Origin of the sequence: Amycolatopsis sp. M39, from assembly GCF_001651785.1 — a bacterium.
GTDB lineage: Bacteria > Actinomycetota > Actinomycetes > Mycobacteriales > Pseudonocardiaceae > Amycolatopsis > Amycolatopsis rubida.
Genome location: NZ_LWSF01000016.1, coordinates 214,494 through 235,816 on the forward strand (window position 1 = coordinate 214,494; position 21,323 = coordinate 235,816).

Sequence of the window (21,323 nt, forward strand, 5' to 3'; positions counted from 1 at the left end):
CGTGAACGCACTAGACCGCACGGTCTTCGAGGCGCTCTTCGAACCGCGTGTGATCGCGCTCGTCGGAGCGTCGAGCGACGAGCGCAAACACACCTCCCGCCCGCAGCGTGCGCTGCGCAAGCACGGCTATCAAGGCAAGATCGTGCCGGTCAACCCGAAGTCGCGGGAGATCTTCGGCGACCGTGCCTACCCGACTCTGGCCGAGGTGCCGGACGAGATCGACCACGCCTTCCTCATGGTCCCGGCGGCCGCCGTGCCCGAAGCGATCGAGCAGTGCATCGACCGGAAGATTCCGGTCGCCACGGTCTACGCGGACGGCTTCGCGGAGACTGGGCCGGAGGGCAGGCGCGCGCAGGAAGAGCTGGTCGCGCAGGCCCGCGAAGGCGGAGTGAGGCTGCTGGGGCCGAACTGCAGCGGCATCCTCAGCACCAATCCGTCGTGCGCTTTGTCGGTCAACGCCGCGATCGAGCAGTTGGACGTCAAGCCAGGGCCACTTGCGGTGATCTCGCAGTCCGGCAGCATGACCGGCGGGCTGCTCTCGCGAGGCCTCGGCCGGGGCGCTGGGTTTTCGCGGGTGGTGTCGATCGGCAACGAAAGTGACTTGACCGTCGCCGAACTCACCGACTGGCTGGTGGACGACCCCGCTACCGGAGCGATCCTGCTGTTCCTGGAAACCCTGCGCGATTCGGAGCGGCTCGCCGCCGCGGCGCGGCGCGCCGTCGCCGCGGGGAAACCGGTGCTGGCGTACAAGCTCGGCAGGTCCGACGTGGGGCGCAGCCTGGCTGCTTCGCACACCGGTGCACTGGCCGGAGCCGACGAGGTCGCGGACGCGTTCTTCCGGGCGCACGGAATCCTCCGGGTCGACAACCTCGAAACGCTCTTCGAGCTGCCCGCATTGCTGGCCAAGCGGAAACCGGCAACGCGGCATCGGGTGGCGGTTCTGTCGACGACCGGCGGTGGTGCGGCTACGGTCGTGGATCGCCTCGGGACGTTGGGGGTCGAGGTCGTGGCACCCACCGATTCGGTCGTGGATGCCCTGGCAGACAAGGGAATCGCGATCCCGCGCGGTCCGCTGACCGACCTCACGCACGCTGGCACCAAGGCGGAGGTCTACGGTGCGGTCGTCGAGGAACTGGCGGCTTCGGACCATTGCGATCTGGTGCTGGCGATCGCCGGCAGTTCCGCGCAGTTCCAGCCGGAGATCACGGTGGAACCGATCATCAAAGCCGCGGAGCGGGGAAAGCCGTTGGCGGCGTTTCTCGCTCCGCACGCCACGGCCGGCTTGAACCGGCTGGCGGAGGGGGGAGTCGCGGGATTCCGCACACCGGAGTCCTGCGCGGATGCCGTGCGCGCTTGGAGCCGGTGGACGCCGCCGGCCGAGACGCCCGAACCGGATCTTGCCCGGCTCGGCGCGTTCGGCGAAGAGTTGGCGGCGCTGGGCGGACGGCGGCCCAACGAGGCCGAGTCGGCGGCGTTGTTCGGTGCGCTCGGAATCGCGACGGCTGATGCGATTGTCTTGCCGAACGCGGCAGCGCCGGACGCTGTCGGCAAGGCGGTCGAATACCCGGTCGTGGCCAAGGTGCTCTCGTCGGACGTCCCGCACAAGACCGACGCCGGCGGCGTCGTGCTCGGGATTCAGAACGCCGCGGAGCTGGCCGACGCGGTCCGAACGATTCGGCGCCGGGTCGGGGAAACTCATCCGGACGCCGTTGTGGACGGGATTCTCGTCCAGCGGATGGAGCACGGGCTCGCGGAGGTGATCCTCGGCTTCCGCCGCGATCCGGAAGTCGGGCCCGTGGTGCTCCTCGGTGTCGGCGGCGTTCTCGCCGAGCTCTACCACGACATCGCGGTGCGCATCGCTCCGGTCGGTCTGGACGAGGCCAAGTCGATGATCGACGAGGTCACGGGGCTAGCCGTCGTTCGCGGATACCGCGGCCTTCCGCCAGGGGACCTGGACGCGCTTGCCGCGGCGGTCGTTGCGCTGTCCCAGTTGGGTTCGGTGCAGGCACCGGCAGTGGCAGAGGCAGAAATCAACCCGCTGCTGGTCCTGCCTCCTGGCGAGGGCGTCATCGCGGTCGACGGGCTGATCGTCGGCGGAGAAGGACAGGAGGCACCGTGACTGCGGAGCATCGAGCAAAGAAAAAGGAAGTGTCCGAGCTGAAGGCCGGCCCCGTCTTGACGGACGAGGTCGGCGACGGAGTGTTCCAGGTGACGGTCAATCGGCCCGGTCGGCGCAATGCGCTCAATATCGAGGTCAAAGACCGGATCGCCGACGCAGTAGCGGCGCTCGACGCCGACCCGGAAGCCAAAGCGATCGTGATCACCGGCGCCGGCGGGGCGTTCGTCGCGGGAACCGATGTCGCCGAGATGCAGGCGCTGACGCCGGTTGAGCACACGCTGCGCGCGACGGACCGGATGTTCACCGTCCTGCGCGGCTGCGCAACGCCGCTGATCGCCGCCGTCGAGGGCTACGCTTTGGGCGGCGGATGCGAACTGGCGATGTGCTGCGACATCATCGTCGCGTCGGAACAGGCCCGATTCGGGCAGCCGGAGATCCGCCTCGGCGTGATCCCGGGAGCCGGCGGTACGCAACGGCTGCTGCGCACGATCGGCCGTTACCAGACGATGCGCTTGCTGCTCAGCGGCGAGTCCTTGCCTGCGGCCGATGCGCACACGTTCGGATTGGTCTCAGAGCTGGCACCGGAAGGAGAGGCTCTTGCGCGAGCGACCGCGCTGGCCGCGAATATCGCCGCGATGCCGCCGCTCGCGGTCGCGGCGGTCAAGGAGGTTGTGAAGGCGGGCGCGGACGTTCCGCTCGACACTGCCCTTTTGCTGGAGCGCAAGGCATTCCAGATCCTCTTCGATTCCCAGGACCAGAAAGAAGGAATGCGGGCCTTCGTCGAGAAGCGCCGACCCGAGTACCACGGCCGCTGAACCGCAAACCCTTGCACAGTTCTCGCCCCCGGAGCCGCCTTTCGGCTCCGGGGGCGAGGATGTTTCCGGACGAGGAGCGGTCGGCGCCGGGTGCCTGGTCTTACGGCACGAAGACGCCTTTGCCGTCGCGTTGCTGGTCGAACCACTCGTATGCCGCGACTGCGTCGTCGAGCGACCAGGTGTGGGAGAAGACCTCGTCAACCGGAAGACCGTGACTCACGACGAACTCGGCGCAGCGGATCTGCTGCACGGTGGACAGGGTCCAGGAAGTGAGGATGGTCAACTGCCTGCGCAAAGTTTCCTTCGTGTTGAAGGAAACGTACGCGCCGATTCCGATGAAGCACGCCTTGCCCCACGGCGCGAGAACGTCGAGTGCCTGCTTCGCGACGGGGGTAACGCCAGACGTTTCGATTGCCAATTCGGCTCCGCGTCCACCCGTCAACTCCCGGACGGCTTCCACAACGTCGCCGGCGGTCGCGTCGAGGACCGTGTCAGCGTCGAACTTCTCGGCGGCGTCCAGGCGTCGGCGCACCACGTCGACGGCGATCACCCGAGCGCCGAGGGCCGCCGCGATCATGGTCGCTGACGCGCCGACGGGCCCTTGGCCGAAGACCACGAGTGTCCGGCCCGACACGTTGCCGAGTCGTTCAATACCGCCCCAAGCCGTTCCAGTACCGCATCCGATCGCGGCTCCGGCCTTGAAACTGAGCGATGGGGGAAGCGGGATTGTCTGGAGCGCGGGCACCTTGATGAACTCCGCGTGCCCTCCGTGCTCGTTCAGCGTGGGTACTCGCGGTTCGATCACCGAGCACATCTGGGGCCAGCCGGTCCGGCAATCGGGACAGGTGCCGCACCCCCAGTAGTGATGGATCATCACCCGGTCGCCGATCTTGGCCATCTCGACTGGCACCCCCGGCCCGACGGCGTGAATCTCACCGCACGGTTCGTGCCCCTGGACCACCAACGCACCGGACTCGGCCGCGGCCGGGGCACGGTAGGTGTGCAGATCGCTGCCGCACATGCCCGAGGCGCGGATCCGCACCACGACTTCGCCGGGCCCGGGCTCGGGGTCAGGGAACGACCGGAGTTCCACTCCTCGGTCGCCGGTGAATACTACTCCCCGCATGGGAACCTCCTGAGTCGTCAATGTCCGCGGCGGCAGAACGCCTCCGCCGGTTCAGCTTTCCGGGCTCCAGTCCAGAGTCTGCCTGCTCCGATCCTTCAAGGAGTACGTGCAGATCGCCGCTACCACGGACATCGCCGCGAGCACGATTCCGAAAGCAGTCGTTCCCCAAGAATCGACGATGATCGGCGCGACGAGCGGCGCGATGCCTCCGCCGATGACGCCGGTGATCTGGTAAGAGATCCCGGACGCCGTGTAGCGGTACCGGGTGGGGAACTGCTCGGGCAGGAACGGGCCGACCGCGCCGAGCGCCAGGCCCGCGATCCCCATCGTCACGCACAGTGCCACCGTGAAGCTGGCGGCAGTGTTCATGCTCAACAGCGGGAAAAGAGCCAATGCCCAGGCTGCACCAAGGATTTCGGCGCCGACGATGATGCGCCGTCCCCCGTAGCGGTCTGAAAGGACCGACGCGAGCGCGCAGAAGATCGTGTAGAAGACACCCGACAATGCCGTTGCTACGAGGACATTGTTCTTCGAAAGTCCGACGTGGGTGACGCCGAAATTCGAGAGGAACGACTGGGCAACGTATACGAAGGAGATGGCAGTCAACGCCACTCCGGCACAGCGCGCGATCGTCGAGGGCTGCCGTTTGAACGCCTCGAGGAGCGGCGGGCGGCTGCTGGTGGTTCGCTGCTGATCCCGGACGAACACCGGGGTTTCTTCGACCCGGAGCCGGATGTAGAGGCCGAGCGCGACAAGGACGATGCTGGCGATGAACGGCACTCGCCATCCCCAGGAGACGAACGTGTCCTCGCCGACCACCAGGTTGACCAAGAGGAAGGTGCCTGCGGAAAGGATCGTCGGCAGCGTCTGGCCCAGTTGCGGGAACATTGCGTAGAAGCCACGCCGGTTGGGCGGGGCGTGTTCGGTGACGAACAGGATCGCGCCGGCCCATTCGCCTCCGAGCGCCAGTCCTTGCACGGCCCTCAGCACGACGATCAGGATCGGGGCGACGCTCCCGATTGTCTCGGCTGAGGGGATCAGCCCCATCAACGTGGTGCCGACGCCCATCCCGAGCACAGTGGCGATCAATGTGGCCTTTCGGCCGTATCGATCGCCGAAGTACCCGAACAGGATCGCGCCGATCGGGCGGGCTACGAAGGCGACGCCCAGAGTCGCCAACGAGGCGATCGTGCCTGCCGCGGGGCCCAAGGACGGGAAGAACACCTTCGGGAAGACCAGAGCCGCCGCGAATCCGTACAGAGCGAAGTCGTAAGCCTCGATGACCGAGCCGATCAAACTGGCGAACGCGATGCGTCGAAATGCTGCTGGATCGGGCGGTGCGTGGTTCGTGGTCCGCTGCGGATTGCCGTTCTCGGCGATCGACACTGATCTGCTCCTGTGTTCTTCGTTCGTGGTGTGCGATGCGTTTGCCGCGTCCTGGGCCGGCTGATCCGTCTGGCGGCCGGGAATCAGGAAGGTTGTTTCGCGGCGAGTTCGTCTATCCACTGCAGTGCACGGGCCACCTGGAATATCGCGGACGAGGCGCCGAGGTTGACCATGACTGCGTGCTTCAAGGCAGCCAGCGGTACGCCCATGTCCAGCAGCCTCTGAGAGTGGATCTTGAACGAGTCCTCGAATCCCGCGGTCGCGAGTCCTGCGATCACGATCAGCTCGCAGGTGGCTCGATCCAGCGGGCCGGCAGCCAGCAACTCGTCGCGCAGTCTTCGGAATGTCGCGCCGGCGTCGGCGGCTTCTTTTCGGAGGCACTCGGTTGGCGGGTGTGCGAGCAGTTCTGCCATGGGTTTCCTTCTTTCTTGCTCGGCCTCGGCGTTGAGGACTGGAGCTCAGGCCAACGAGTGCTGGTCCAGGTCCGCCAAGAGCCGCCGAGTCCAGCGCGCGGCTTCACGTGCGCGTTGGACAGGGGTGAGGTGGCTGCGAGTACGGGACGGAGCCTCGACTGTCAGCGGCAGACCGGCCGGCACGGCCGCGAGGAGTTCTGAAAGAGGCAGCACGCCTTCACCGGGATACAGCCGGCCGTACCGGGCTTCGGTGGCGAGATCGGTGTCCGGCTCGGTCAAGGCATCGCTGAGCTGCACGCACGCCAGCAACTGGGGGTCGATCGTGCGCAATCGGCTGATCGTCGCTCCGGAGCGGAAGAAATGCAACGTGTCGAGGCAGATGGCCACGTTGGGCCGGTCGGCGGCACGCACGATCCGCTCGGCGTCTTCGATCGTGCCGATCCCGCGATAAGCCATGAATTCGAGCATGATGCCCATGCCGTGTCCGGCGGCCTCGTCGGCTAGCCCGGCCAGCCGGTCGATCATGGCGCGTTCGTCCTCCGCGCGGTGGTTCTCTGCTGTGGTCGCAGCAGTGACGGTGAACCAGCGAGCACCGAGCTGGCCTCCGAATTCCAAGGCGGGCGCGATCGCGGCGACGTCCAGTGCTGGGCCGAGCCGCGCGACCTCGATGTCGACGACGCCGAGCCCAGCTGATCTGACCCGGTCTTCCATTTCTTGTCGCAACTGCGGATTCGCCATGACGTCGACGTCGGTGGCCATCCCCGGCAGCAGGCGGAAACTGATCGCGCCGAAGCCCGCGTCGAGTGCCGCGTCGATCTGCTCGAGCGGAGAGCAGGGCAAGACTGTGAGTGGAGCGAGGGCGAAAGTGCGCATTCGACCTACCTGATCGTGTACATCGCGTTCGGAGGCCGTTGAAAGGACCACACCAGGACGACGCGGTCGAGCTGTCCGCAGGCCGCTGTCCGAGCGGGAATTCGTCGGTGTGCTCCCCGTTGCACGGACTCTGACGACAAGGCCAGTGTTCATATTGTCGTACGGCCGTATAGTATGCTGTAAGGCGATGGTGGTCAATCATTGATCCGCGAGGCCCCGGGTCAGCAAAGACCTGAGCCTGGTGCCGTGCGAGGATTTCGACGTTGTCAATGCGGCGCTTGGCTTCGACGGGCCGCGGAACGCCATCGGGTGTCAGCTTCAGCGAGGAGGACCTGAATGGACAGGCTTGCGGGCAAAGTCGCGGTGGTGATCGGTGCCGGTCAGAGCCCCGGCGAGTCGATCGGGAACGGGCGCGCGACGACGATCCGCTTCTTGGAGGAGGGCGCGTCTGTCCTCGCGGTCGACCGGGATCTCGACTCCGCGCGCGAGACGGTCGAGATGGCCGGAGCGGGCGTCGGGGAGGCTTTCCAGGCTGACGTGCGCCAAAGCGATTCGCTCCAGGCGGCAGTGCGGTCCGCGATGGACCGGTGGGGTCGCATCGACATTCTCCATTACAACGTAGGCGTGAGCCTCGCGGGCGGCGACCAGCCGCTGGAGGAAATCACCGATGAGGCATTCGACCGCGTCATGTCCATCAACCTTCGCGGCGCCGTCATGGTCGCGAAATACGTCGAGCCGATCATGCGCGCCCAGCGTTCGGGGGTGATTCTCAACGTCGCCTCGATGTCGGCCATCGAAACGAGCACATCGCTGGTCACCTACCGGGCGAGCAAAGCGGGCATGATCGCATTCACTCAGCAATTGGCGATCCGCAACGCCGAGTACGGGGTTCGCGCGAACGTCATCCTGCCGGGGAGGATGGAGACAGCCATGGCGGTGGACACCCGGGCACGGCTGACCGGACGCCCGCGCGAGGAGCTCATGGCCGAGCGGCGGGGACAGGTTCCGCTTCAGGGGCGTGCTGGAACTGGGTGGGACATCGGCAATGCCGCGGTGTTCCTGGCCTCGGACGAAGCCGGATACATCACCGGCGTGAGCCTGCCGGTCGACGGCGGCACCCTGGTGAAGATCGGCTGGTAGGCGATGAGGCGTGCTCGGGACCGCCTCCCTTCGGTGCGGAGGCGGGCTCGGGCTGCTCGCGGACCCTGCTATTCCTCCTGGAAGTTCGAGAGCGACTCGACGGTCTCCAGAAGGCTCTGCGCCATTTCGTCGACCCGGCCTTCCATGCGGGACCTGGGGCCGGCCAGTGCGATCGCGACTGTCACCGGTTTGTCGCCGATGATGATCGGGCTGGCGATGCCGAGGTGGTCGGCGACGGTTTCGCCGATGTTGTACGCGATGCGGGTTTTGCGGATCGTCGCGAGTTCCTCGCGCAGCGCGTCCGTGTCCTCAGGCGCGCTCGCGTTCCTGCGCAGGAACGCGTCGATCTTCTTGGGCTCCATGAAAGCGAGGAAGCACCGGCCGGAGGCGCGGGGCCACAGGGTCAGCCTTTTGTTGAGCTGCGGTGCGGCGCGGATGAACGCGTCCGGGTGGACGCTGTCGAGGTAGACGACCGACTCGCCGACCAAGGAAGCGAGCGTCGCTGTCTCATTCCATTTGCTGGCGAGCTGCTCGAGTGCGTATCGGTAGACCGAGGGCAACGCTGCCGGGCCGACGGCCAGGATCGTGGAGATCGCCGGGCCGATGAAGTAACGCCCGTTCTCCTCCCGGAAATAGCCGATCGCAACCAGTCCTCGGGCCAGTCCGTGGACTGAAGACTTCGGCGCGTCGATCGATGCGGCCAGGTCTCCCAAGCGCACTCCCTGGGGGTCGCTCGCGAGCACGAGTTCCAGGATTGACATGACCCGTACCACGGTGCGGTGCTCGGGAGGCGGGGCGACCTGCCGGCCGGAGGTGGGCGCCATCGGAATCTCCTTCGGGAACGGGGCCGCCTGACGTCGGAACAGCCCCATGCGGATGCGGGAAGAGCGAATCGGGTGCGGCTGCGCCGGCACCTAGGGTCTTGCGGTGCTCCTGTGCGATGCGATCGGTCGGTCCTCCCCGGGCCTGTCGGCAGCTCGCTCCTTGCGAAGGCGTTCATCATACCGAATGCGGATGCGGTGTGGGTGAACGCTCTGCCGTCGGCCGGGCAGGCCCGCGAGGGCTGGGGAAGCCTTGACTCGGGTACGACCTCGTTCTAGTTTATACGTAATGATGAATGAGTAAACGATATGGTGAATCACTCGGGATCCCGTGCCACCCTCGGCGGGCGGAGTAGCTCCCGGCAGGAAGCCGTCGCCTCGCGCCGTTGCCGCGAGGGCCATCAGCTCCGCTGCAAGCACTGCCGACGAAAGGAACGAAGTGGGTATCGGATACATCGGCCTGGGCGACATGGGCGGCGCTCTCGCCATCCGGCTGCAAAGCCAGCGGCAGATCTCCGTGTACGACCGTGACGCCGCTGCAATGGCGAAGCTCGCGGCGGAGGGCGCGATCGCCGCGGAGAGCGCCGCGGATCTTGCGCGTACCTGTACGACCGTGTTGCTGTGCCTGCCGACGTCGGACCACGTGCGGTCGGTCATTTTCGGCGAGGGCGGCCTCGCCGAGACGCTCGCGCCGGGGTCTCTCGTCATCGACCAGACGTCAGGCGATCCCACGACGACCAGGGAGCTTGCGGCTGAACTCGCCGCGTACCGCATCACCCTGGCGGACGCTCCGGTCAGCGGGGGAGCCCCCGCCGCTCTGGCCGGCACCATCTCCATCATGCTGGGTGCCGCCGACGGCGTTGTCGACCGTGCGAGCGAGGTGCTGCGATCGATCAGCCAGACGATCGCGCACGTCGGCGCCGTCGGTGCCGGTCACACCATCAAGCTGGTCAACAACCTGCTGTCGTGCTCGCAACGATGGTTGTCGCTGGAGGCGCTCGCCCTGGCCGTCGCCAACGGAATCACCGCGGAAGCGGCGCTGAAGGTCCTCGTCGCAGGCGGTGGCCGAAACGCGTATCTCGAGCAGCAGGGAATCAAGATCCTCGACGGCGATCGCGACCGCGGCTTCAGCATGGGGCTCGCGCACAAGGATCTCAAGCTCGCGACGGCGCTCGGCGCCTCCAGCGGAGTCCCGACCTTCTTCGGCAGCCTGAGCAGGGATCTGTACCAGGTCGGCATTGCCGAGCTGGGCCGAGACAGCCATGTCGAGACCGTGGCGTCGGTGGTGGAGAAACTCGCAGGCGTCGAACTCAAGTCCGTGCGCGCCGGCGGCGGAGCGTGATCTCGAAACGAGCCCGTGTCTTTTCCTGGTGACCAACAAAAAAGGTGGTGCAGACCAATGAAGGTCGGGTACATCGGCCTCGGCCGGATGGGCCGCGGCATGGCCCTGAATCTGATCAAGGCCGGGTACGAGGTCGTCGTTTTCGACCGATCCGCGGATGCTCTCGCGGCTGTCGTCGGCGCAGGAGCTCGTGCCGCGGACAGCGTCGCCGACCTTGCCCGCGGTGTCGACGTCGTTTTCACGTCGCTTCCGGGGCCGCCGGAGGTCGAAGAAGTCGTCTTCGGCGAGGACGGCCTGCTCGCGAACACTAAGCCCGGCCAGGTCCTGTTCGAGCTTTCGACAAGTTCACGTGCATTGGCGATCCGCATCGAGAAAGCATTCGCCGAGCGCGGGGCAGCCATGCTCGACGCGTCCGTCAGCGGCGGGCCTGCCGGCGCAGAATCCGGCGACATGGCGTTCTGGGTGGGCGGCGACCGGGAAGTCTTCGACCGCTATCTGCCCGTCCTGCGCGCGATGGGGGACAAACCGCGGCACTGCGGGCCGATCGGCGCCGGCACCGTCGTGAAGCTCGTGAACAACGTGACCGGCCACATGATCCTTTTGTCGCTCGCGGAGGCGTTTTCGGTCGGCGTCAAGGCCGGGGTGGAACCGCTTGAGCTCTGGGACGCGCTGCGCCTCGGCGTCGTCGGAAAGGGATCGCCGCTGAACATGCTGACCAAGCAGTTCCTGCCGGGGCGCTACGACCCGCCCGCGTTCGCGCTGAAACTTGCCTACAAGGACGTGAACCTTGCGACGGAGATGGCGCGTGAACTCCAAGTGCCGATGAGGCTGGCGAACATGACCATGGCCGACATGATCGAAGCGCTCGGCCGCGGCATGGGGGACCTGGACACCCGTTCATACCTGCAGCTGCAGCTCGAGCGGGCCGGAGTGAGCATCGCCGTGGACCCCGAAGAAATCGCGAAACGACAGGGGAGCTGAGCGTGGAAACAGGAGCGGAAATGAAGAGCGACCGTTACGCGGCAGGCGACAAGGTCCGCCGGGAAGTCAACGGCGACGCTGTCGTCGACCGGATCCTCGCCAACGCGGACGACTTCTCCATGCCGATTCAGGACCTGGTGACCGAGTACTGTTGGGGAGCGGTCTGGGCTCGTCCGGATCTCGACCGGCGGAGCCGGAGCATCCTCAACATCGGCATGCTCGCGGCGCTCAACCGCCCGGACGAGCTTGCTGGCCACCTCCGCGGGGCCTTGAACAACGGCGTGTCCAAGGCGGAGATCCGGGAATGCCTGCTTCAGGTGGCGGTGTACGCGGGCATGCCAGCCGGAATGTCCGCGTTCAAGGTAGCGAAGACGGTGTTCGCGGACCTCGATGTCTGAAGAAACGAGGACAGTGAGCTTCACGTTGAACAACGGCGTGGAGATGCCGGCAGTCGGGCTGGGAGTCTTTCAGAGTGCGCCGTCAGACCGTGTCGGCCGTGGAGTTCGCGTTGCGCAACGGGTATCGCCACATCGACACCGCTGCGTCGTACCACAACGAGCGGGAGGTGGGCGAGGGCTTGCGACGGTCCGGTGTGGACCGGAGCGAAGTGTTTGTCGAGACGAAGGCCTGGGTGACCGACTACGGGTTCGACGCCACTCTCCGAGCGTTCGACAAGGCAGCGGCGAAGCTCGGCGTCGACTATCTCGACCTGTTCATTCTGCACCAGCCTGTTCCGGAGCGTTTCGACGCCACGATCGAGGCGTACCGCGGTCTGGAAAAGCTGCTGGCGGACGGAAAAGTTCGGGCGATCGGCGTCAGCAACTTCACCGAGTCCCAGCTCTCCGAACTGCTCAACGCCTGCACGGGTGGTACCAGCCGTGAACCAGGTCGAACTGCACCCGTACTTCGCGCAGCCCGCGCTTCAACGCGCAGATGCAGCTCGGGGAATCCTCACTCAGGCATGGTCGCCGATCGGTGGCATCACCTTCTATTGGGACGCCGACGGTTCCGGCCGCCGCGTCCTGGCAGAACCGTCGCTGCGGCGGATCGCGGAAGCGCACGGCAAGACCGCGGCGCAAGTGGTCCTGCGCTGGCACCTGCAGCAAGGACGCTCCGCCATTCCGAAGTCGACCCACCCGGAACGGATCGCCGAGAACATGGACATCTTCGATTTCGCTCTGAGTTCTGACGAGCTGGCGGTCATCGACGCTCTGGACACGGGTGTCCGTTCCGGTCCGGACCCCACCGCAGCCAATCCGAGCCGCTTCGAGATCAGGATCCCCGAAGCCTGATTCTCGCTTGAGATGTCAGGCAATGGGAATGGCCCGCCACCGCGAAGAACAGCGGTGGCGGGCCACGTTCGTCAATCTGTGCTCAGCCGGCGGAGATCATGATGGACTGCACGGTGACCGGTTCGTCGGTCCGGTTCTCCCACGCGTGGTTGGTCCCGCGCATGACGATCGTGTCGCCTGCCCGGAGCACCTTCTCCCCGGTTTCCATGATCGCGACCAGTTCGCCGTTGAGCACCGTAACCACGTCGACGGACTCGGTGAAGTGGAATCCAGGGACTCCGTCGGCATCCTCAGGCGCGATCGTGCCGGCGAGCTGTCCCGCGGCATCGGAATAGCCCAAGCTCTTGTCCCAATCGGAATCGGGGGCGAAGGTCGTCTGCCGGACGACCAGACCGCCCTTCGGCGGCTCGGTGCGGACCTGGTCGATCCCGTCGCCGTCCGTGCAGGAAACAGGGATGCCGGCTACTCGCCAAAGGTCGCATTTTGTGTTGCCGGGCCCGACAAACCGGTGCGGCGTGAGTTCGTCGCCGACGAAGCAGGACTTTCCCTCGTCGTTCACGCCGGTGACGACGCGCCGAGCCTGTGCCTGGCGGTGTTCTCCAGCCAAGTCGGTTCTCCTTCGGACGTGATGGTCCTGCCGCGCGAGACGGTCAGGACAGCGATGCGGCCAGGCGGTCCGTCAGTCCGTAGGACTTGAGTTCCACATAGGCTTCGAAGCCCTCAGGTCCGGCTTCCCGGCCCAGTCCGCTGCATTTGAACCCTCCGACCGGAGCGTGCCACCCCACCGGCTTTCCGTTGAGCTCGACGGTTCCGGTGCGAATCCGGCGCGCGACGGACAGTGCGTGTTCGTCGTCAGCCGAAAAGACCGAGCCTGACAACCCGTAAGTCGAGTCGTTCGCGATAGCGACCGCCTCGTCCTCGTTGCGGTAGGCCAGCACGGAGACGACCGGGCCGAAAATCTCCTCCTGGGCGATCCTCATCGACGGCTCGACGCCGGTGAAGATCGTCGGCTCGACGAACCAGCCGTGGGCGAGGCCGGCCGGGCGACCGCCGCCGACGAGGACTTTGGCTCCCTCCTCGGCTCCGGCTTTGATGTAGCCCTCGACGAGATCGCGCTGCCGCGCCGCGACCAATGGCCCGATGTGCGTCGCCGGGTCGGCCGGATCTCCGACCCGGGTCTCCTCGACGAGGGCGACCAGACGGTCCTTCAGTTCGGCTTCCCTGCTTGCGGGGACCACCAGCCGGGTCTTGTTGCTGCAGGTCTGCCCGCTGTTGCGCATGGAAACCGTGCGGACGCAGTCGATCACGACGTCCATGTCCGCGTCGTCGAGGATCACCGCGGCGGACTTGCCGCCGAGTTCGAGGGTGACGCGGCGAAGGTCGTTGCCGCACAGCGAAGCGATGCGCCGTCCGGCCGCGGTGGACCCGGTGAACGACACCTTGTCGACGCCCGGGTGTCGCACGAGGTGCTCGCCGACTTCCCTTCCGGCGGGCACGATGTTGACCACTCCGGCCGGGAGACCCGCGTTCTGGAGCATTTCGGCGAACAGGTAAACCGACAGCGGTGCTTCCGGCGCGGGCTTGATCACGACCGTGCAGCCGGCCAGCAGAGCGGGCGCGACTTTGACCATCATCGTGAGCAGCGGCGCGTTCCACGGGGTGATCGCGGCGACCACTCCGACCGGTTCCCGGGTCACGAGTGCTTGACCGGTGGTGGAGCGTCGCACGGTGCTCCACTCGTACTCCGGGGCGATCTCGAGGAATGCGTCGATGACAAGGCGGGGGTTCCGGGCTTGCATCTGGTGGGACAACGTGATCGGGCAGCCCATCTCGTGGGTGACGAGTTGCGCGACTTCCGACTCGCGGGCCAGGAGCTGTGCGCTGACTTGCCGCAGAACGGCCATTCGTTCTTGCAGTGCCATCCTCGGCCAGTGGCCGCGGTCGAACGCGTCCCGTGCCGCGGCGACCGCGCGGTCGACGTCGGCCGCGGCTGAGTCGGGCACTCGGGCGATCACCTGCTCGGTGAAGGGGGAGACCACCGGGATGCTCTCCCGGGACACGGGATCGACCCAGGAGCCGCCAACGAAGATCTTGTCGTAGGGGCCTTGCCACACCATGTTCGCTGCTTACCTTCCCCGGTTGCACAGCCCGTTGCCAGCTCAGGCCGCGTACGTATTCCTGTATGGATTTACAGTATTTCGTTCACTTGCTTCAGTCAAGGAGGGTGGTCGTCATGCTTGACACGGGTGTTCGGCAGCCATAGTCTCATCCTAAATAACGTACGTGTGTACGTAAATGAGCATGGTATGTGGGCGTTGCCGGATCGATGGAGAGGCAGCCAGTGCTGACAGTGGTCAAGAGGTCGACGGGCGACGTGCGCTCGGAGCGGGCGAAGGGTCCGTGTACCGGCGAGATGTGGCGGGACATTCTGCAGCAGAAGGACGGTACGAGCGTAAGCAAGAACTTCTTCACGCCGTGCGCCCGAACGCATTGGCACAGCCACGAAGGCGGTCAGATGCTGATCGTCGAGTCCGGCGAGGGGTTCGTCGCGACCGAGGACGAGGTGGTCCGGATGGGCGTGGGGGACATCGTCTGGACCCCGCCGGGTGTCCGGCATTGGCACGGCGGCTCGCACGAACGCTCGATGCTTCACCTCGCCATCTCCTTCGGTGCTGTGGACTGGCAGGAGGCGGTGCCCGAGGAGCTGTACGAGTCGATGCGGCCGTCCAGTTGACCGCACAACGGACCTCGGTCCGGGAACGCGCCGGCAGACAGCGTTCAGGAATGGAAATGACCGCATGAGCAGTGTCAAAATCGATTTTCCGGTGCAGACCGACGACGCGCCCGCTACTTTCGCGGCACATCTGTACCGTGCGCGTGGCCGTCGACGGGGAATTCTCCAGGTCTTGGTGCACGGCGTGAGCTACGACCACCGGTACTGGGACGCCGCGCGCATCAACGGCGAGGATTACTCCTATACGGGATACATGACCGAGCGCGGGTACGACGTGCTGGCCGTCGATCTTCCGGGCGTCGGTGCCAGCAGCAGGCCCGGCGGCGATGCGGTCGGTTTCGACTACACAGCAGATGCGCTTGCTCGCGCGGTAGCCGAGGTTCGCGACCGGCTCGGCGGCAACACGCTTGTCGCATTGGCAGGGCATTCGCTCGGCAGCCTGGTCGCCATCCACACGCAGATTCGCTGGGAGACAGGGGACTTCCTGATCGACACCTGCACCGGCTACGTCGGCGCGACGTTTCCGTCGCCGCATGGACCCGGAGTCCGGGAAGAATCTTGGAAAGAGCCGTACGCCTCGCACGATGCCGAGCACCGGGCGCGCGTCTTCTACCATTCCCCCAATGCGGACCCGGACGTCATCGCGTACGACAACAACACGCTCCGCAACTCGATCCCTCGACGTATCTGGCAGGACAGCGTTACTTTCCGCGATGCTCCCGACCGCAGCGGCGTGGAGAAGGTGAAGTGTCCTGTCTTCATCCAGTTGGGCGAGTTCGATCCGGTCTTGCCAGCCAAGTTCGCTGAGGAAGAGCGCGCGCTCTGGCCCGCGGACACGACGGTGATCGTGGAGCAAGTCGAGGGGGTCGGGCATTCGCTGAACCTGCATCGCGACCCCGCACGGGGCTGGCGGTCCATCGATCGCTTCCTTCGCAGCTGAGGTCTGGCAGGTATGTAGAGGGAGACCGCCTGATGACAGTCGTGGACACAAGCTGCGGAAAAGTGCGCGGGGCAGTGGTCGGTGGCGTTTGGCGGTTTTTCGGAGTGCCGTACGGGCAATCGACGGCCGGCTCAAGGCGGTTCCGGCCACCGGAGCCGGCGCGATGGGGCGGGACTCTGGACGCCGTGTCGCAGGGGCCGCGGGCCCCGCAGGAAAACACGCCGCCAGGACCGCCGCATCTGATCTGGAACGTCGATGTCTCGCCGGTCAGCGAAGATTGCTTGCGGCTCAATGTCTGGACCCGGCATCTCGACGCCGCGGCGAAGCTGCCCGTCATGGTTTTCCTGCACGGCGGCGGGTTTCGCACCGGGTCGAGCGGTTCGCCGATCTACGACGGGCACAATCTCGCGACCCGCGACGTCGTCCTGATCACCGTGAACCATCGGCTGAACGTCTTCGGGTTCCTTTCGCTGGGCGACGTGTCGGAACAGTTCAGCGAAAGCGGCAACGTGGGGATGCTTGACATCGTCGCGGCTCTGCGCTGGGTCCGCGACAATGTGCGTGCATTCGGAGGGGACCCGGACAACGTCACGATCTTCGGCCAGTCCGGCGGAGGGTCGAAAGTGGGCGTGCTGATGGCGATGCCCGCGGCGCGGGGCCTGTTCCACCGTGCGATCGCCCAGAGCCCCTCGTCGCTCCTCCGCGTAGCGACGAGCGATGAGGCCCGGTTGGCCAGGGAACACCTCCTGATCGAACTGTTCGGCGATGGTGCCCTCGGGCCCGATATCGTTGCACGGCTTGAGAACCTGCCGGTCGATCAACTCGTCGACGGGGTTCGCCGTGCTGTCCGGCGCGCGGGCGGGGTCTACGACTTCCGGCCGATGGTCGACGGCCACGTGCTGCAGGCACACCCATTCGAGCCCGAGGCTTCCAGCATGGCCGCTGCGGTGCCGCTGATCATCGGCTGGTGCGAGACAGAACAGCGCCTTCGCTTCGCGGGCACTCCGGCGATTCTCGGCCAAACTTGGGACAGCGCGATCGAGAGCGTCGCAGGTTTCCTCGGAGTAGGGCAGCGCGAGGCAGTCGGCTTGCTGAAGACCTACCGGGCTGGTCGACCGGCGGATTCGCCGGGCGATCTGGTAGCGCAGATTTGTGGCGACCAGCGCTATCGCCGCACCGCTACTCAAGTGGCGACGCTGCGAGGCGCGGCCGGACACTCGCCCACCTACGTCTACCGGCTCTCGTGGCGTACGCCCGTTGCGGGTGGTTCGCTTCGCAGCCCGCACACGCTCTGTCTGCCGTTCTCGTTCGCCAACGTCGACAAGGCTGTCGCGCTCGTCGGGCGCGGACGTGAACCGCGAGCGTTGCAGGACGCCGTCTCCGGAGCTTGGGTCGCTTTCGCCCGCACTGGAGTCCCGTATTGCCCGTCGACAGCGAACTGGTCGGAGTATCGGACGCCGGACCGGACGACCATGATCTTCGACGTGCACAGCCGACCGGAAGAGGATCCCGGCCGAGCCGAACGTCTGCTGCTCGAAACCATGCCCGGCTACGCCGCCTCGGAGGTCGAAGGCGGAAGACGGGAAGACCTGATCGTGCGCGCAGCCACGTCTTGTGGAGATGCGGAACCGAGTCGGACCTTGTGAATGCGGAGAGGACAGCACTGTGCAGACCAAAGTGACTGAGACATTGGCCGCGCATATCGTCGACGCGGAGGATCGCGGCCTTGCCCCCCTGCTCGCCGAGCGTGCCAAGCAGCATCTCCTCGACGGTCTCGTAGCAGTGCTGAGCGGCGCGACTTTGCGGCCCGGTCGTCTTGCGGTCCGCTACGCGGAGGCGCAGGCCGCCAGAGGGGAGTCGACGGTCGCCGGCGGACCTCGGACGACGATGGAGATCGCCGCTTTCGCAAACGCGATCTCCGCGCACGCGGACGAAACCGACGACGTGAACAACCGAGCACGGATCCACCCTGGAGCTTCGATCGTGCCGGCCGCACTCGCGGTGGGCGAGAGCCTGGACCGGCCCGGAACTGCCCTGCTCGTCGCTGTATCACTCGGTTACGACGTGGCTTACGCGCTGAATGTCGCTGCCTGGAGCACATTCCGGGCGATGCAGGGCTCCGTTCGCACGAGTCACGGACTCGGTCAGACCTTCGGTGCAGCCGCGGCGGCGGCCTCGCTCGCGCGCTTGCCGGCTGACTCGACTCAGCACGTTCTGTCGTACGCGGCGCAGCAGGTGGCCGGAATCTCGACTTTCTACCGGGATCCCGACCACATTGGGAAGGCGTTCTCCACAGCGGCGATGCAGGCGCATTCCGGCGTGCGCTCGGTGGAACTGGTACGCCATGGATTCACGGCGATCGACGACGTCCTCGACGGTTCGCCCAACCTGTTCGATGCCTTCGGCGAAGCTGGAGACGGCGAACGAATCCTTCAGGAGCTGTCGGAGCCCCGCGGCCTGCTGACGACAGATATCAAGAAGTATCCGGTAGGCGGTCCCATCCAGGCTGCCGCCGAGGCTGTCGAACACCTCATCCATGAACAGGGGCTGAAGGCAGAGTTCGTCGACGAAATTCGAGTACACCTGCCGACCCAGGGCGCCTACATCGTGAACGACAGGGACATGCCCGACATCTGTCTTCAGTACATCTTGAGTGTTCTGTTGCTCGACGGGGCGATCACGTTCGCGAACTCGCACGATTACGAACGCATGGGGACAGCGCCGGTGCAGGCCCTGATGGGACGGATCGTCGCCGTGCCGGACCGGGAACTGGACCCGACCGGTGACGCGGACCCGAACGGCAGGCGCACGTGGCGGGCAGTCGTCCGCGTCACGACCCGAGGCGGCGACGTCCTCGAGAAGCGGATCGACCCGACGCGGGGCGACCAGGCCAACCCGCTCAACTGGGACGAGTTGGAGCGCAAGGCACAGATGGCCCTCGCCGAGGTTTTGCCTGCCCGGCAGGTCGACGCCCTCGTGGCTTGGGTCAAAGCGGCGGAGACGGCGGGCAGCGTACGCGAACTGCGCACCTTTCTGGCTGTCAGCAGCGGAAAAACGGTGGCCGACGATCTCGTCTGAGGTCGCCGGGGCGCGCGGGTGTCGAAGGTTCGAGGTCGACCGGCCGGGCCGGGCGTCAACCAGGTCGAGTTGCACCCGTACTTCAGCCAGTTGTCGGTGCAGGCGGCGAACGCCGAGCACGGGATCCTCACCCAGGCGTGGTCGCCGATCGGTGGAATCTTTTTCTACCCGGGATATGAGAGCGAGGGGCGCCGCAGCGTGCTGGACGATTCCACCATCCAGGAGATCGCCGCGCTGCACGGCAAGACGCCGGCGCAAATGACGCTGCGGTGGCACGTCCAGGCGGGTCGCTCCGCAATCCCGAAGTCGACCAATCCTGGCCGCATCGCACAGAACTTCGACGTTTTCGACTTCCAGCTCACCACGACGACCTCGCTCGGATCGATGCGCTGGACAAGGGACGTCGTGGCGGGCCGGACCCGGACGTGACCGACCCGTCCACATGGGATTTCGAGGTCCCTGAGGCCTGATTGGGTCCGGTGTGGACACCGATGGGGGCGAATCGAGCGCCACCGTTGCCCTGAGCGGTCGGCTCGTCGTGAATGGATCAGATTGTCGAGGTCCGCTCGGGGCCACCTCGCCGCTGAGCGATCAGCCGCGAGAGAAGGAGCGCCACCAAGAGCATGCGGATCACCCGCAACACTTGCACGGCGATGACGAACGTGACGTTCCCATCCGAGAAGATTGCAGGTGCCAGGACGGCATAGACGCCTCCGGCGTGGTGGCGAGGTAGCCGTCCAAGGGGAGGTGCCGGTAGCTCACGACAGCAGCAGTCCCTGCGCAGCGCAGGAGGCTGTGATCGCCAAGATCAATCCCGTCGGTCCGGACTACGCGACTTATGTCCCTCTCGCCCTCTCCGTTCTGCTGATCTTCAGCCTGCTGACCCAACCGGATGGTGCCGCAGCGGTGAGCGCGGGGCAGACCAAATGGCTGGTACGGAAAATCGGCTTCAAGAACGTCTTCGGAAACTCGAGTTGAACCAGGCGGCGGAGCATGATCTTCAGCGTGCAGCGCACCGTCGTCGGCGCGCCGAGCATTAGCGCATGATTTCAGGTCGCTTCTCTGACCTGCCGCCGCTCAAACGCTTCGGCCGGTTGGTGAGGTCCGGCCCCGTACGGCGCACGGGGCCGGACCCGGTCCCTTCAGCGGCGCAGGGCAGTGGGCTCGAGCGCGGGATTGAGGAAGCTGCTGTCCGCCGGATTGATGGTCGTGCCCGGCGGCACGATTTCGTCGATGCGGTCGAGGACCCAGGCATCGAGCTTCGCCTCAGCCGCCGGCAGTTGCGATTCCAGCTGTTCCATGGTGCGGGGGCCGATGATTGCAGACGTGACCGAAGGATGGTTGAGGACGAATGCGATCGCCATTTCGATCAGGGACAAACCTGCTTCGTCGGCGAGTCCGGCGAGCGCTTCGGCCGCCTGGAGCTTGCGCTGGTTCTCCGGCAGGGACAGGTCGAAGCGGTTCGCCAGGCGCTGGCGAGCAGGAGAGGGGGTCGGCGTTTCGGCGTCGCTGCGCCAACGGCCCGACAGCCAGCCGCCGCCGAGAGGGCTGTAGGTGAGCACGCCCATCCCGTGCCGGGCGGTGGTTGGCAGGACGTCGTTTTCGGCTCCGCGGACCAGGATCGAGTACGGTGGCTGCTCGGTGACGAACCGCTGCATGCGGCGATCGCGGCCTGCCCACTGGGCTTCGACGATCTGGCTTCCCGGGAACGTCGAGGAACCGATGTAGCGGACCTTGCCCGACCGCACGAGGTCGTCCAGCGCTCCCAGCGTCTCCTCGATGTCGGTGTCGTCGACAGGACGGTGTACCTGGTACAGGTCGATCCAATCGGTGCCGAGCCTGCGCAGCGAGTCCTCGGCGGCGCGCACGATCCAGCGCCGCGAATTGCCGCGGTGGTTGACCTCGTCGCTCATCGGGTTGTGGAACTTCGTGGCCAGCACGACGTCGTCGCGCCTGCCGGACAGCGCCTCCCCGACGATTTCCTCCGATTGGCCGTTGGAATAGACGTCGGCAGTGTCGACGAAGTTGATTCCGGAGTCGAGCGCGCGCCGGATGACCTGGATGCCTTCGCGGCGGTCCGGATTGCCCCAAGGACCGAACATCATCGAGCCCAGACAAAGTTTGCTGACCGATACTCCGGTGCGTCCGAGGCGTCGATATTCCATGACCAACTCCCTTGTTCGTGGTGCCGGCGCGGGCCGGTCCGGCCGCGAGGTTCAGTGAAGGGCGGTTCGCCTCTGCGCGGCAGGGCCGGGAGTGCCGG

20 protein-coding genes and 1 pseudogene are annotated in these 21,323 nt (G+C 66.2%); 13 read left to right on the forward strand and 8 right to left on the reverse strand.

The features are described from left to right. The first annotated feature begins 1 nt into the window (after position 1). Complete coding sequence (locus A4R44_RS28905; RefSeq protein WP_067587567.1) at positions 2-2,119, forward strand: acetate--CoA ligase family protein; 2,118 nt, start codon at positions 2-4, stop codon at positions 2,117-2,119. A gap of 80 nt (positions 2,120-2,199) precedes the next feature. Continuing rightward, positions 2,200-2,934: an enoyl-CoA hydratase-related protein gene (locus A4R44_RS28910; RefSeq protein WP_198545469.1), complete on the forward strand. Its 735-nt coding sequence runs from the start codon at positions 2,200-2,202 to the stop codon at positions 2,932-2,934. Positions 2,935-3,034: 100 nt separating this feature from the next. On the opposite strand, the gene A4R44_RS28915 is transcribed toward A4R44_RS28910, so the two are convergent. From A4R44_RS28915 to A4R44_RS28930, 4 genes are all read right to left on the reverse strand, one after another. Next, positions 3,035-4,060, reverse strand: coding sequence for a zinc-binding dehydrogenase (locus A4R44_RS28915; RefSeq protein ID WP_067587576.1), 1,026 nt, complete (start codon positions 4,058-4,060; stop codon positions 3,035-3,037). 51 nt (positions 4,061-4,111) lie between these two features. Then, positions 4,112-5,446, reverse strand: coding sequence for an MFS transporter (locus A4R44_RS28920; protein WP_232791823.1), 1,335 nt, complete (start codon positions 5,444-5,446; stop codon positions 4,112-4,114). An 83-nt stretch (positions 5,447-5,529) separates the two neighbouring features. Continuing rightward, positions 5,530-5,859, reverse strand: a complete 330-nt coding sequence (locus A4R44_RS28925) for a carboxymuconolactone decarboxylase family protein (RefSeq protein ID WP_067587579.1) — start codon at positions 5,857-5,859, stop codon at positions 5,530-5,532. A 45-nt stretch (positions 5,860-5,904) separates the two neighbouring features. After that, positions 5,905-6,930 (reverse strand): sugar phosphate isomerase/epimerase, encoded by a 1,026-nt coding sequence (locus tag A4R44_RS28930; protein ID WP_157905021.1) that lies wholly within the window; start codon positions 6,928-6,930, stop codon positions 5,905-5,907. Positions 6,931-7,068: 138 nt separating this feature from the next. Between A4R44_RS28930 and A4R44_RS28935 the strand changes: the two genes are divergently transcribed. Then, positions 7,069-7,872, forward strand: a complete 804-nt coding sequence (locus tag A4R44_RS28935) for an SDR family NAD(P)-dependent oxidoreductase (protein ID WP_067587585.1) — start codon at positions 7,069-7,071, stop codon at positions 7,870-7,872. 68 nt (positions 7,873-7,940) lie between these two features. Here A4R44_RS28935 and A4R44_RS28940 read toward each other — a convergent pair whose 3' ends face one another. Continuing rightward, a complete protein-coding gene (locus A4R44_RS28940) occupies positions 7,941-8,786 on the reverse strand; it encodes an IclR family transcriptional regulator (RefSeq protein ID WP_095213675.1) in 846 nt (281 codons plus the stop codon). Between the two features lie 346 nt (positions 8,787-9,132). On the opposite strand from A4R44_RS28940, the gene A4R44_RS28945 reads away from it, so the two are divergent. The 4 genes and pseudogenes from A4R44_RS28945 to A4R44_RS28960 all read left to right on the forward strand — a co-directional run bounded on the left by A4R44_RS28945 (position 9,133) and on the right by A4R44_RS28960 (position 12,308). Then, complete coding sequence (locus A4R44_RS28945; RefSeq protein ID WP_067587588.1) at positions 9,133-10,035, forward strand: NAD(P)-dependent oxidoreductase; 903 nt, start codon at positions 9,133-9,135, stop codon at positions 10,033-10,035. Between the two features lie 15 nt (positions 10,036-10,050). Beyond that, positions 10,051-11,016 carry an NAD(P)-dependent oxidoreductase gene (locus A4R44_RS28950; RefSeq protein WP_338080464.1) on the forward strand — a complete coding sequence of 322 codons (966 nt, stop codon included), beginning with the start codon at positions 10,051-10,053 and terminating at the stop codon, positions 11,014-11,016. A gap of 20 nt (positions 11,017-11,036) precedes the next feature. Then, positions 11,037-11,414: a carboxymuconolactone decarboxylase family protein gene (locus A4R44_RS28955; protein WP_067587594.1), complete on the forward strand. Its 378-nt coding sequence runs from the start codon at positions 11,037-11,039 to the stop codon at positions 11,412-11,414. Beyond that, positions 11,407-12,308 (forward strand): annotated as a pseudogene (locus A4R44_RS28960) (aldo/keto reductase). Before A4R44_RS28955 ends, A4R44_RS28960 begins: the two are co-directional and overlap by 8 nt. Positions 12,309-12,390: 82 nt before the next feature. Here the strand turns inward: A4R44_RS28960 and A4R44_RS28965 are convergent. Further along, on the reverse strand, positions 12,391-12,915 hold the full coding sequence (locus A4R44_RS28965) for a cupin domain-containing protein (RefSeq protein WP_067587597.1): 525 nt from the start codon (positions 12,913-12,915) through the stop codon (positions 12,391-12,393). A 43-nt stretch (positions 12,916-12,958) separates the two neighbouring features. Continuing rightward, on the reverse strand, positions 12,959-14,425 hold the full coding sequence (locus tag A4R44_RS28970) for an aldehyde dehydrogenase (protein WP_067587601.1): 1,467 nt from the start codon (positions 14,423-14,425) through the stop codon (positions 12,959-12,961). 224 nt (positions 14,426-14,649) lie between these two features. On the opposite strand from A4R44_RS28970, the gene A4R44_RS50905 reads away from it, so the two are divergent. From A4R44_RS50905 to A4R44_RS29000, 6 genes are all read left to right on the forward strand, one after another. Continuing rightward, positions 14,650-15,042, forward strand: coding sequence for a cupin domain-containing protein (locus A4R44_RS50905; RefSeq protein ID WP_157905022.1), 393 nt, complete (start codon positions 14,650-14,652; stop codon positions 15,040-15,042). 64 nt (positions 15,043-15,106) lie between these two features. Then, positions 15,107-15,982 (forward strand): alpha/beta hydrolase, encoded by an 876-nt coding sequence (locus A4R44_RS28980; protein ID WP_067587608.1) that lies wholly within the window; start codon positions 15,107-15,109, stop codon positions 15,980-15,982. A 32-nt stretch (positions 15,983-16,014) separates the two neighbouring features. Next, a complete protein-coding gene (locus tag A4R44_RS28985; RefSeq protein WP_095213676.1) occupies positions 16,015-17,628 on the forward strand; it encodes a carboxylesterase/lipase family protein in 1,614 nt (537 codons plus the stop codon). 19 nt (positions 17,629-17,647) lie between these two features. Then, positions 17,648-19,060 (forward strand): MmgE/PrpD family protein, encoded by a 1,413-nt coding sequence (locus A4R44_RS28990; RefSeq protein WP_067587614.1) that lies wholly within the window; start codon positions 17,648-17,650, stop codon positions 19,058-19,060. An 18-nt stretch (positions 19,061-19,078) separates the two neighbouring features. Further along, positions 19,079-19,489 (forward strand): aldo/keto reductase, encoded by a 411-nt coding sequence (locus A4R44_RS28995; RefSeq protein WP_232791824.1) that lies wholly within the window; start codon positions 19,079-19,081, stop codon positions 19,487-19,489. A 366-nt stretch (positions 19,490-19,855) separates the two neighbouring features. Then, positions 19,856-20,038: a hypothetical protein gene (locus A4R44_RS29000; protein WP_067587616.1), complete on the forward strand. Its 183-nt coding sequence runs from the start codon at positions 19,856-19,858 to the stop codon at positions 20,036-20,038. Positions 20,039-20,202: 164 nt separating this feature from the next. Here A4R44_RS29000 and A4R44_RS29005 read toward each other — a convergent pair whose 3' ends face one another. Then, positions 20,203-21,225, reverse strand: coding sequence for an aldo/keto reductase (locus A4R44_RS29005; RefSeq protein ID WP_067587621.1), 1,023 nt, complete (start codon positions 21,223-21,225; stop codon positions 20,203-20,205). Positions 21,226-21,323 lie beyond the last annotated feature (98 nt).

What these genes read in the sequence shown, in the direction of transcription:
- A4R44_RS28915 (WP_067587576.1), bottom strand. Translation starts at nt 4,060, where the DNA reads ATGCGGGGAGTAGTATTCACCGGCGACCGAGGAGTGGAACTCCGGTCG.
- A4R44_RS28925 (WP_067587579.1), bottom strand. Translation starts at nt 5,859, where the DNA reads ATGGCAGAACTGCTCGCACACCCGCCAACCGAGTGCCTCCGAAAAGAA.
- A4R44_RS28935 (WP_067587585.1), top strand. Translation starts at nt 7,069, where the DNA reads ATGGACAGGCTTGCGGGCAAAGTCGCGGTGGTGATCGGTGCCGGTCAG.
- A4R44_RS28955 (WP_067587594.1), top strand. Translation starts at nt 11,037, where the DNA reads ATGAAGAGCGACCGTTACGCGGCAGGCGACAAGGTCCGCCGGGAAGTC.
- A4R44_RS28970 (WP_067587601.1), bottom strand. Translation starts at nt 14,425, where the DNA reads ATGGTGTGGCAAGGCCCCTACGACAAGATCTTCGTTGGCGGCTCCTGG.
- A4R44_RS28980 (WP_067587608.1), top strand. Translation starts at nt 15,107, where the DNA reads ATGAGCAGTGTCAAAATCGATTTTCCGGTGCAGACCGACGACGCGCCC.
- A4R44_RS28985 (WP_095213676.1), top strand. Translation starts at nt 16,015, where the DNA reads ATGACAGTCGTGGACACAAGCTGCGGAAAAGTGCGCGGGGCAGTGGTC.
- A4R44_RS29005 (WP_067587621.1), bottom strand. Translation starts at nt 21,225, where the DNA reads ATGGAATATCGACGCCTCGGACGCACCGGAGTATCGGTCAGCAAACTT.